Source organism: Paenibacillus sp. MABNR03, from assembly GCF_050455445.1.
Taxonomy (GTDB): domain Bacteria; phylum Bacillota; class Bacilli; order Paenibacillales; family Paenibacillaceae; genus Paenibacillus; species Paenibacillus xylanilyticus.
The window spans coordinates 1,256,073-1,268,108 of record NZ_JBCIYR010000001.1 but is presented as its reverse complement, the minus strand read 5'-3'; the positions used below and the strand labels follow the sequence as shown (position 1 = coordinate 1,268,108).

The following is a 12,036-nucleotide window of genomic DNA, read 5'->3' as shown; positions in this document are numbered from 1 at the left end:
TGAGGCTGAAAGTCTGAATTATATCAGCAAAACGTGCTCTTCCAAAGATTTCAATTCGTTTATTTTTAGTTTATCTTTATGAGGTAATATGTATCTGTTGAACCGATGCAGTGGTTAAAGGGAACGTGGCGAACAGTTGACATTAGGTTCGGATAAAGCGTCACGTAATGAATAGTGATACGCCGTATTGATGTTATTCCATTCAAAAGGATTTCTTGAATTCTTCTTTGTTATCTGTTGAAGATGTTAGCTGATTTGAATTAAGGTGCTAACTCTGTAGGGGAGGAGTGTATGTTGAAAATCCTGAAAGTTTGCTTGCTAATCGTTGGAATAGTCATTCTTAGTCTTATTATTGCGAAGTCCATTCAAGTTGGGATACTCACTCAGTATATAAGAATGTTTAATAAAACTAATTCACTAACAGTAAGTCTGCCAGTTAATTGGTTAGTCTTATGAAATCATTTTTTATGGATACAAACATTCATAATACCAATTACGCCTATTAATAACAAAGTCCAGCAATAATTGTGCTGGACTTTAAGTTTTTTATTAATTTTATTCATCAAGTCAAATTATTATACTAGATTTGATCTTTAATCATTTTCCAACCCTCACTTTTTATTATTGGTGTATTTGTTTATAAATTCCACCATTGCTTCATAGCTATCTTTAGCAGCCTCAGGATCGTTCTTCAAGTTTGACATATAACCATGTTTTGTTTTTCCGTATTTATTAATGTCTGGATAAAAGTACAGATTATCAACGCCAGCTTCTGTCAGTTTATCAGACATGTGCTGCATATCCTTAGGAAAACCATCATCAGTCCCTGCCGTAAGAAATGTCGCTGGATAATCGCTGTTAATATAGTTAATTGCATTATACTGATTGGCTATCTCTTTATTATTAAAGAACACAGAATCATCTAAATAATTTCCTATGAGTACTTTAATTGAAAAATTATCAAAAGAAGGAATATCAAGCGGTGCATCATCAACAACAAGCGCTTTAACATCATCTGTAGTTAATTTAGGAGATTCTGCGAAGTTAAAAGTTTTCGCGTAGTCAGAATTAGATAGGATGGCACCATACTGTGCTGTCATAATTGCCCCAGCAGAACCTCCCATGATGACAACATTATGCATATTGAGTCCAAATTCTTCAGCATGGTCGACTAGATAATTGATTGCCTGATTCATTTGAATGACTGGCACAGGAAAATGGTGATCTGGAACTAGTGCATAATCTACATTCACCAAATTATATCCTTCTAATACAAGCTTATCATATAGATAATTAGAATCATTGTTCGCTGCCAATGGATCTCCCATTGATTTTGAACCTGCAAAATATCCTCCGCCGTGGAAATAAATAAGGGTTGGTCGATCTATGGTCTTATCCTCATTTGGATAAGATATATCAAGAAAACTATTGGGATATACATCAGCATATTTCAAATCACTTACATAATACACTCCATTTTCTTTAGTTGTTTCAATAGGTTCCTGCAATGGTTCAAAGGAATTAATTGGAGAATTTCCATACCATAATTTCTGTATGCCGCCAACTATAATTCCTGGATTATAACTAACATACAGAAACAAGGATCCAAATAGTACAACTATAGTAAGTAGAGTTATACCCATAATCTTAAATAAATTTTTCCTTTTTCTTTTCTTAGGTTTAATCATCTTTCTGTTCATTTCATTTGACACGCTATCAATTGGATTTTTCATGTTAATTCCTCCTGTAAATCTTGTTAGTTTTGACGCATATTCAGCTACTAGAATCACGATGCACTTGACCAGAAACGTTCCTCATGTTTTGCATGACTTAAGTATAGCTGTATAAAATAAACTCAAGATCAACTAGAGTTGTTTTTATCTCTCAGTTTACGATCTCATCAGAAAAGACAACTGTGGGGGCTTTCACATGATAAACATTATTGGTTTTTCAGAAACAATACAAATCAAAAAAAATGCTAAAAAAACCATCAGTTTTCACCGATGGTTTTCTTGTATTATGAGGTTCGCATTCATAGAAGCCCCATTTTAAGGGGATTTTTTATTTTATCGAAACACGTTCTTCTCCCAAACGAAGGACAAAAAACGTTTTCCGATTTCCGTTTTCACAGTATGAAACGCTCATTAAATTATAGAACTTTTAATCTTGGTAATCCGCATCAAGTGTTGTTTCTTTCCATTCTTCCATGCTTTCAAGCAAGGTAGTAAATTTGTGTTTGGCTGCTTGATAAGCTTGTTGCCCAAGGAGCAAACGGAGAGGGGGCGCGGGAATTTCAACAATTTTAATGAGTGCCTCAGCTAATTTAACAGGATCGCCGGCTTCATGACCTGCCCCAAGTTGAATCCCTTGCAACATTTGACCCACAATGGATTCTTTGTATTCAGGTATAGTTGTCTCGGTCTTCGCAGAAGAGCGACCGCCCCAATCTGTGCGGAAGCCACTTGGCTCAATCAAAGACACATGAATATTAAAAGGAGCAAGTTCTTGCGCAAGGCTCTCCGAAATCCCTTCGACTGCATATTTTGTAGCGTGATAATATCCAAGCGTAGGGAATGAAGTCAGACCACCGATGGAAGAGAAGTTGATAATATGTCCGCTTTTTTGATTGCGCATGTGAGGAAGTACGGCATTTGTTACATGCATCAGCCCCCAAAAGTTGATTTCGAACATGCGGCGAGTCTCCTCTTCAATACTTTCTTCTACTGAACTGAAATATCCGATGCCCGCATTGTTCACTAAGACATCAATACGATTAAACTTTTCAATCGTTTGATCAATAGCCGTACGGATCTGATCTGGACTGGTCACATCCAACGGGAGCATGAGCGTACTTTCTTCATGACCTTCAGTAATATCTGTGATCTGCTCCACATTACGAGCAGTTACGACCACTTTATATCCAGCACGAATCGCTTGTTCAGCGATCTGACGTCCAAACCCTGTTGAGCATCCAGTAATAAACCAAACCTTATCTTGTTGAGACAATAAAATCACTCCTTCAAGTTGATAACCATACTTTAAATGTTAAAGTTAACTTGAAGTCAATACTTTTTTTACAAAGCTTCTATTTCATCTTTTTAAACATTAATACATCGTAGATCGCGATCTTGCGAATGATCTTTTCCAAATGGAATTGCGTCTGTGCTACAGACCGTTCGACCTTGGCCTTGTGCTCCAACAAGAAATACTTTCTGGCATCCAGCGATACATCACCTTGCCGAATCAACTCTGTGTAAGCCTTGATATCATCGATCGACATTCCAGTGTCTTTCAGAGCAATGACCAACTCAAGCCATTCGAGTACCTCATCCGAATATTCTCTCCTACCTGAAGTACCTCTCTTTACATGAGGCAATATACCTTCCTGTTCATAATAGCGAAGAGTAGAAGGCCGAAGGCCAGTAATTCTTTCGATCTCGCTGATACTATACATGATTGAATATCCTTTCGTTTTTAGAGTTCCCTTTATATTTAGCTCACCAAAAATCCCGTTAAAGAAAAAAAGTCTAATAAGAAGAAATACTCCCTCTTCAGAAGAAAGGAGTATTTGGAAGCGTGATGCTTTATGAAAGACAGCGTAGACTTAATATCCTAATGTTTCACAAAATGGGACTATTGTCTAGTGTCAAATAAAGTTTTTGAAATTTTTTGGGTTAAATATTCGATATGAGGAACGATGAGATTATCATCCACCAAATCGAGCTTTTCGGGTTTAAATAACTGTACCTTTTTTAATTTGTAAAAATCATAAAGTACTTGTTCGATAGTCAAACCATTCATTAACAGATATTTAGTATCTAACATCGTATTTAATAATTGATCCTGCAGAATTAGTACTTGTCCATTTAATTCATTGAATACACTATTTCTCATACCTTCTTGATAAAAGGTGAGCAATTGTTTTTCCCTTTCTTGTGTGACGACTAACAATTGTTCGTAAATTTCTGGATAAACACTAAAAAGATCATGTTTATACTCCTCAGTAACAAACATCGTTAACGAAACAGATTGTTCAAATAGCTGCTGAAAGCGCACAGCATATAAACTTTCTTCTTCTGGTGGTTCCCCAATGACCACCTCTTTAAAGTAATCAATAATGGTATTGGTAACGATCTGAATAATCTCTTCTTTTGTTGAGAAATACTTATATAAAGTAACTCTACTAATATTCATGATCTTTGCTATCTCATCCATACTCAAAGAATGAAATCCACTCTTTCGTATAAATGGTAATAATCTGAAAAGTAATTTTTCCTGGGTTTGAAGAAACTTCTGCATTTTTTTTTGCTCATCCTTCAAATTAGTCACCCCCTTATTTGAATAGTATAACTGAAAATAAACATTTTATAAACGTTACTTAGTTAACACTAAATATAAAAGTTGTAAAGTTTGTTTGATGGTGATATGCTTATCTCGATTCCACACACAAAGGAGAGAGTGCATTGAAAACAAGAAAATTAGGCAATAGTGATATTACAGTTTCTTCCATAGGTTTAGGTCTTATGGGTATGTCCGGAGTATATGGTCAGAGTAATGATGATCAATCAATCAAAACGATTGAAAGAGCATTGGATCTGGGTGTTACATTGTTAGACACTGCGGATGTATATGGAAATGGGCACAATGAGGAATTGCTCGGAAGAGCACTGAAAGGTCGTCGAGATCAAGCGGTTGTTGCTACCAAGTTCGCAATTGGCCCTAATTTTCAAGGAGTGAATGGGCATCCCGACTATGTAAGAAAAGCGGTAGAGGATAGTCTGCAAAGACTTGATCTCGATTATATTGATCTCTACTATCAACATCGCGTGGATCCGAATGTTCCAATCGAAGAAACAGTTGGAGCTATGGCAGAGTTAGTTAAGGAAGGGAAAGTTCGTTCTCTCGGGTTATCCGAAGCATCAGCACAAACGATAAGACGTGCTCATTCAGTCCATCCTATTTCTGCTCTACAGACGGAATACTCTTTATGGAGCAGAGAAGTAGAGAACGAAATTCTGCCAGTTGTCAATGAACTAGGTATTACGTTTGTTGCTTACAGCCCTTTAAGTCGTGGATTTTTTTCAGGAGACTTACGTAAATTTGAGGATCTCGCTGCCGACGATGTTCGTAGATATTTACCGAGGTTTCAACCAGATAATTTTCAGAAGAATGTTGACATTGTAGATGAGATTATAACAATTGCTAAGGAAAAAGGGTGTACTCCTTCACAGCTGGCATTGGCTTGGTCAATCGCTAAAGGTGCACTGCCTATTCCGGGTACAAGACGTGTCCATTATTTAGAGGAGAATGCCGGTGCTGCGGATATCACGTTGACATCAGATGACTTGGCACGAATTGAAGCTGTTAGCCCTGAATCAGCCGTTCAAGGGGGAAGATACGATGTGGATAGTATGAAAGGTATTAATCTTTAATATTTGAAATTTCGTATTAGACGAGAACATAATGAACTTTAAATAGAGTTTTGCTATCCAAGTTAAATAAAATGAATGAACAACATTTAGCCGTTTCCCAGTTAATCTGGGAACGGTTATTTAATTTCTACCCATAATAACAATGGCTTGATTCATTTGAATGATAAGGCACCGGAAACTTATACTCAGGCACTAAATATAACTGAGTTTAATCAGATCGCATCCATTTTCCACAACTATCGAATAGCATATTGGCATCATCTTTTACTGCCATTGGGTTTTCATTGTCTTGCCTACTGCAAAATAACCCCCACCATGAAAGGGAACGATCGTCGGTCTTTTTAATTTAGCTATCTATATTAGGATATTCCTCAGCATACTTGTGTAATACACATTGAGTATGCTATTGATTTTTATTCTTCTTCAAGGTGGATTAAAAGGTTCATAGGAATTAATCGGTTGCTCGTTGTATTAAGCATCTTGAATGAAGCCAATAATGGATGTGTACGTACATATAAGAAACAAGCTGCTATATTAACGTTAGCGATAAAGAGCGTTCCCCTATATGTTCAGTATCTTGTGCTTTTTTCTGGTAGGATTTAAATCATTTGATTTTTTCATTTGCTTCCTCCTGTTTTCTTGTCAGTAAATGCTACAATGGCTCTAATGTACCTTTACAAAATAAACTGAAAATCAATTGATTTAAACGATATTGTTTATGTTCAATTTACCTTTTAACGATAAAATGAGATAACTTATTAGTAATTGAAGGAGATATTTATATGTTAAATATATTAGTGGTAGAGGATGACGAAAGTACCAGAAAGTTAATGTGTGTGGTCTTACAAACGAGAGGATTCAAAACATACTGGGCCGAAGACGGGATAAAAGCGCTTGAGATCATTGAGAGGCAACATATAGATTTAGTGGTACTTGATTTAATGATGCCGAAGATGGACGGTTACGAATTGACACGGCAACTTCGGGTATTATCGGAACACCTCCCGATATTGATGGTTACAGCCAAACAGGAACCGAAAGATAAAAGGCAGGGATTTCTTGCTGGTACCGATGACTATATGACAAAACCGGTAGATGAAGAGGAACTGGTTCTCCGGATTAAAGCCCTCCTTCGCAGAGCGCGGATTGCCAGTGAACACAAGCTAACCATCGGGAACGTTGTACTCGACTATGATACGCTGGCAGTAACACGCGAAGAAGAAGTTAACATCCTTCCAGCAAAAGAATTTTACCTGTTATTTAAATTACTTTCATATCCAAACATGATATTCACCCGTTTGCAGCTTATGGATGAAATTTGGGGTATGGAATCGGAAACAGATGACCACACACTAACAGTCCATATCAATCGCTTGCGTAACCGTTTTCGAGAATGGAAAGAGTTTGAGATTATCGCGGTTAGAGGACTCGGTTATAAGGCGGTGCTCCAAACCAAATGAAAGAATTTTTTCGCAAACGAATAAGTCTTACGATCACGTTGGTCATGTTTGTTTTCGGTGTGTTGGTGGCTACACTGCTACTGTTAATCGGCTTTAGCATTCTCCTGCAAAATCTGGATATTATTTCGCTTGCTCCTTCTCCGAGCCAAGGATTAGGTGAACGTCTGTTTTCAATTCTTTTCCTTTTCGGCCTATGCGTATTGATAGGAACTTCACTTACTGCATTTCTCAGCAAAAAAGCATTGAATCCTATACGCAAGGTCATTGACTCCATCCATAGGGTTGCAGATGGCGACTTTAGCGTAAAGGTGAATTTGAAAGGAATTGGAGAATTAGAAGAATTGTCAGAAAGCTTTAATAAAATGACGAAAGAACTTGCGAGTATTGAGACGCTAAGAAGTGATTTCATCAATAACTTTTCCCATGAATTTAAAACGCCTATTGTTTCGGTTCGTGGTTTTGCCAAAATTCTAAAAGAGAATCCTTTATCTGAGGAAGAAAGGCAAGAATATCTTGATATTATCATCAAGGAATCTGAGCGTTTAGCTACGCTCTCCACCAATGTGCTTACTTTGGCGAAATATGAGAATCTTGAAATTCTAATGGATAAAAATCCGTTTAGATTAGATGAACAGATCAGAAGAACCATCATATTAATGGAACCTAAGTGGTCAGCTAAGGATATAACCATTAATTTGCAATTAGACAAAGTCGTTTACAGTGGAAATGAAGAAGTGATCCAGCAGATTTGGATCAATCTTTTGGATAATGCCATTAAATTTTCCCATACAGATGGTTTGATTGAAATTACCCTTGCCATCTTTAATGAAGAGATTCATTTTAGTATCCAGGATCACGGGATTGGCATGGATGAACATACGCAAGCTCATCTTTTTGATAAGTTCTTTCAGGGCGATTCTTCTCATGCTAAAAAAGGATACGGGCTTGGACTTCCTCTTGTAAAACGTATAATAGAACTGTGCAATGGCGATATTATCGTACAAAGCGAGCAGGGAAGAGGCAGTAAATTTAGCGTAGTCTTCTATAGATAAACTGGATGTATTTAACGTAAAAACAGCTGGTAACCGGACAATTCCGGCGTCAGCTGTTTTTTTGCATTTGAGCATTTCCAGCTGTATTCTCCTCATATTCGTAATAGGCTACTGGGTTGAGCCAATCACTTAAGTCACATTAAGAATGCGATACATATGATTGAATTCCTCTATATATTCGTCAAAATGCGCTCACCTATAATAAAGAGTGTAGCCGCCATAAATGATTCCTGATCATTGAGTGGTGTGCTTCAGCCTAAATTAGCTCTATATAGTGACAAAGTTAAACAGATCACCAAATAAAGGAGAACGATGTTATTGGAGTTATATCCCTATGAATTGGAGCATATTGAGACCTTGCGACGTCATGCATCAGAATGTATGGTTCTGTTGAAGGCAAATGGCGATTTCCCACTTAGCAAAAACGGCGAAATCGCTCTCTACGGCAGTGGCTCGCGCCAGACGATCAAAGGCGGTACCGGCTCAGGTGACGTAAACTCTCGGTTCTATGTCACAGTGGAGCAAGGTTTGGAGAAAGCTGGGTTTAACATCACCACCAAGGACTGGATGGATCGTTACGATCGTGTGCAGGAGCTGGCTCATCAGGAGTTTGTCGCTGGCATCAAGTTCAAAGCTCAAGCCACCGGCGTTCCAGCGATCATGCTGGGAATGGGCGCCGTGATGCCTGAACCGGAATATGAACTGCCGATTGAAGAAGCGGGCGATACTGCGATCTACGTGCTTTCTCGTAATTCGGGAGAAGGATCTGACCGTAATGTCGTAGGCGGTGACGTGTTGCTGACAGAAACCGAAATCCGCGACATTAGGGCAATTGCCAATACCTACAAACAATTCATGCTGGTCCTGAATGTTGGCGGTGTGGTTGACCTTACCCCGGTAATAGAAGTACCGAATATCCTAATTTTATCCCAACTTGGTGTGGTCACCGGCGATGCATTAGCTGACGTGCTTCTTGGCAAAAACTGTCCTTCCGGCAAGCTGACGACCACTTGGGCCGCCTGGGAAGATTATTCTCCAATCGGAGACTTCGGCCTTGAGGACGACACCCGCTATCGAGAAGGAGTCTATGTCGGTTACCGGTATTTTGACAGTGTATCCCAAACTCCGCTGTTCCCCTTCGGTTTCGGGCTTAGCTATACGAAATTCAGTATTGTTGAGTCTGTTGCCTCACTGGATGGTAGCCGTGTCAACGTAAACGTAACTGTGAAAAACGTGGGCTCTACTTCTGGCAAGGAAGTTGTTCAGTTGTACGTCTCGGTTCCCTCCGGGAAGCTGGATCAACCATTCCAGACGCTCGCAGCATTTGCCAAGACCGAAGAGTTAGACGCAGGACAGGGACAACAAATAATGCTGAGCTTTGCAATGGAAGAACTCACTTCTTACGAAACAGAGCGTACGGTTGATGTGCTGGAAGCAGGAGATTATCTGCTGCGTGTGGGCAGTAGCAGCCGGGACACCCAGATTTGCGGCATCGTTCGCATGAACCAGGAGGTAATTACGCGGCAGCTATCCCACGCAGGCGGCACGCCGGATTTCGAGGACTGGAAGCCGGAAGCTCAGCAATGGACTTATGCCGGGGAATCCGATAAAAGAGCCAATGCTCCGGTATTGATTCTTAGTGCCGATAACTTTGTTGCAGGGGTGAATCCTGCGGTACCAGAAATCGACTCTGCTGTAAGGAATATGGTCGAAGGTCTGTCAGACAGTGAATTGGCCTGGCTCTGTATAGGGAATTACCGCTCCGGCAATGAAAGCGGCAGCGTTATCGGCAACGCAGCCTTCACGGTGGCCGGCGCGGCCGGTGAGACCACTACGCGGCTAAAAGAAAAGGGCATTCCTTCTTTGGTCATGTCAGACGGACCAGCCGGTCTGCGGCTCAGCCGCCAGTACGGTATTGATGAGTTGGGTGTTTACGCCGTGGGAGAATCCATTCCACCGACGCTTGTTGACTTTATGGATGATACGGTGATGGCGGCTCTTGGATTTCAGAAATCGGGAGGAGTGGAGCGCAGCGGCAGGATTTTTGACCAGTATTGTACCGCACTGCCAATCGGCACGGCTCTGGCTCAAAGCTGGAATCTGGATTTCTGCCGGGCTTGCGGCGATATCGTAGGTGATGAGATGGAGCGATTCGGTGTGCATCTGTGGCTTGCCCCTGCATTTAATATTCATCGTAGCCCGCTGTGCGGCCGGAATTATGAATACTTCTCCGAAGATCCGCTCATCAGCGGCAGAGTGGCCGCAGCCATTACGCGTGGTGTGCAGAGTCATCCCGGGTGTGGCGTAACTATCAAGCATTACGTAGCTAACAATCAGGAAACCAACCGTTTCCGCTCCAACAGTGTCGTCAGCGAGCGAGCCCTACGGGACATTTATCTGCGCGGGTTCAAAATCTGTATTGAAGAATCGCAGCCCTACGCCTTGATGACCTCCTACAATCTGCTTAACGGGGTGCACACCTCAGAGCGTAGGGACATTATCACCGGTATTTTGCGCAAGGAATGGGGCTTTGACGGCATAGTCATGTCAGACTGGGTCGTTAACGGTGTTCAGCATGGGATAAAAAAGTATCCTTATGCCACGGCAGCAAAGAGCATTAAAGCTGGCAACGATGTGATGATGCCCGGCGGCGAAGCGGATCACACGGATGTGCTGACGGCCCTTGCCGGTACCAACAAAGCTGTCACATTGACGCGGGATGAAGTCCAGGGCAGTGCCGCACGTATTATCCATATAGTACTTAGACTGGCGGGGGTCAAGACACGACCATCTATTATTATAGAAAAGGGAGTCTGAGAACATATGAAGACACATGAAATAATTTTAAATGAAACAAGAAATGTGAAGTTTTCGGCTTGGATACAAAACGTGGGCGGTGAATTCGGCAAGCTGGAGAAGCGCCCCGCCATTCTGATTCTGCCAGGCGGCGGATACAGCTTCTGCTCCGACCGGGAAGCAGAGGTTGTCGCTGCTCCTTATCTGAAGGCTGGGTTTCAGGCCTTCATTCTCCGTTATTCAACAGGGGAGCACAAAGATTGGCCTAATCCACTGAATGATTACGAGCAGGCCATGGATCTAATCCTGAACAGGGCGGATGAATGGCATGTGCAGACGGACAAAATTGCGGTTCTCGGGTTTTCGGCCGGTGGACATCTGGCCGCTTGTGCAGCTACTAAAGGAAAACACAGACCTAATGCGGCGATCCTTGGCTATGCAGCTTTGTCGCAGGAAACGGCCGATATGTGCCAACCAGGTATGCCTTCGCCGATTAATGATGTCGACAAAGATACTTGTCCGGTTTTCTTGTTTGCTACCCGAGATGACAATATCGTGTCTGTTCAAGACACGGTGGACTTTGAGAAGGCGCTGCTTGCTAACGGCATCATGTTTGAGTCTCACATCTATGCTTATGGTATGCATGGATTTAGCACCGGCGAAAGCTATCTCAATCCCAATAAAAACTGCAGCCGTGTTTCCCATTGGGTACAGGACAGCATCGAGTGGCTGGCAGAAGTGTTCGGCACGCTGCAATCGGAGGGCTTCAGTTCCCCTGCTTATTCCAGTAGGGTCAACGGAGACTGGGATACAATGTTGTCTGCAGACTGCACCATGGCTCATTTGCGTAAGCAGCCGGAGGCGGTGCAGCAGTTACTTGCAGAGGTCATTGCGGTTATAAGCGCGATTGTGGCGCAGAAAACGGGAAAAGGGTTGAGTATGACCCCATTTTTTAAGATGATCAAGCTTCGGGATCTAATGACAATGATCGGCCAGCCGGAAAGCGCCATTGAGCGGATTGATGCTTCATTAAGGCAGTTCTCTAACATAAGGTGATCAGCAGTAAATAAGAAACGTTTGGGTCTCACGGTCCGGTATCTTTATATGTTCTCCATCATGGATGGTATGTTGGCGATCTCCAGTGTACTAAGCGAGAAATGGCAAGGAACTCCAGGAAAACTATTATACAGCGGTTGTTTAAGGACGAGATAACTAGGCCGTGAGGACATATCAAGGATAAACAAGCATGTTGGTTGGCTTTGATTTGGCCTCAGGGTTTTGCTCATTGATAGACAA

General features: G+C 41.4%; 9 protein-coding genes. 5 read left to right on the top strand and 4 right to left on the bottom strand.

All coding sequences use genetic code 11. The features are described from left to right. Positions 1-611: 611 nt before the first annotated feature. From AAIH57_RS05375 to AAIH57_RS05360, 4 genes are all read right to left on the bottom strand, one after another. Positions 612-1,733 (bottom strand): alpha/beta hydrolase, encoded by a 1,122-nt coding sequence (locus AAIH57_RS05375; protein WP_430020827.1) that lies wholly within the window; start codon positions 1,731-1,733, stop codon positions 612-614. Between the two features lie 427 nt (positions 1,734-2,160). Next, complete coding sequence (locus AAIH57_RS05370) at positions 2,161-3,015, bottom strand: oxidoreductase (RefSeq protein WP_430020826.1); 855 nt, start codon at positions 3,013-3,015, stop codon at positions 2,161-2,163. Positions 3,016-3,085: 70 nt separating this feature from the next. Beyond that, on the bottom strand, positions 3,086-3,454 hold the full coding sequence (locus AAIH57_RS05365; RefSeq protein WP_062329858.1) for a MerR family transcriptional regulator: 369 nt from the start codon (positions 3,452-3,454) through the stop codon (positions 3,086-3,088). Between the two features lie 179 nt (positions 3,455-3,633). Next, positions 3,634-4,320, bottom strand: coding sequence for a TetR/AcrR family transcriptional regulator (locus AAIH57_RS05360; RefSeq protein WP_245683780.1), 687 nt, complete (start codon positions 4,318-4,320; stop codon positions 3,634-3,636). Between the two features lie 143 nt (positions 4,321-4,463). On the opposite strand from AAIH57_RS05360, the gene AAIH57_RS05355 reads away from it, so the two are divergent. The 5 genes from AAIH57_RS05355 (at position 4,464) to AAIH57_RS05335 (ending at position 11,796) form a co-directional block, all read left to right on the top strand. Beyond that, on the top strand, positions 4,464-5,432 hold the full coding sequence (locus AAIH57_RS05355; RefSeq protein ID WP_430020824.1) for an aldo/keto reductase: 969 nt from the start codon (positions 4,464-4,466) through the stop codon (positions 5,430-5,432). Between the two features lie 782 nt (positions 5,433-6,214). Beyond that, positions 6,215-6,892: a response regulator transcription factor gene (locus AAIH57_RS05350; RefSeq protein WP_249913638.1), complete on the top strand. Its 678-nt coding sequence runs from the start codon at positions 6,215-6,217 to the stop codon at positions 6,890-6,892. Continuing rightward, a complete protein-coding gene (locus AAIH57_RS05345; protein ID WP_062329864.1) occupies positions 6,889-7,944 on the top strand; it encodes a HAMP domain-containing sensor histidine kinase in 1,056 nt (351 codons plus the stop codon). Before AAIH57_RS05350 ends, AAIH57_RS05345 begins: the two co-directional genes overlap by 4 nt. A gap of 312 nt (positions 7,945-8,256) precedes the next feature. After that, complete coding sequence (locus AAIH57_RS05340) at positions 8,257-10,761, top strand: glycoside hydrolase family 3 protein (protein WP_430020823.1); 2,505 nt, start codon at positions 8,257-8,259, stop codon at positions 10,759-10,761. A 6-nt stretch (positions 10,762-10,767) separates the two neighbouring features. Beyond that, positions 10,768-11,796 carry an alpha/beta hydrolase gene (locus AAIH57_RS05335; RefSeq protein WP_430020822.1) on the top strand — a complete coding sequence of 343 codons (1,029 nt, stop codon included), beginning with the start codon at positions 10,768-10,770 and terminating at the stop codon, positions 11,794-11,796. Positions 11,797-12,036: the final 240 nt, after the last annotated feature.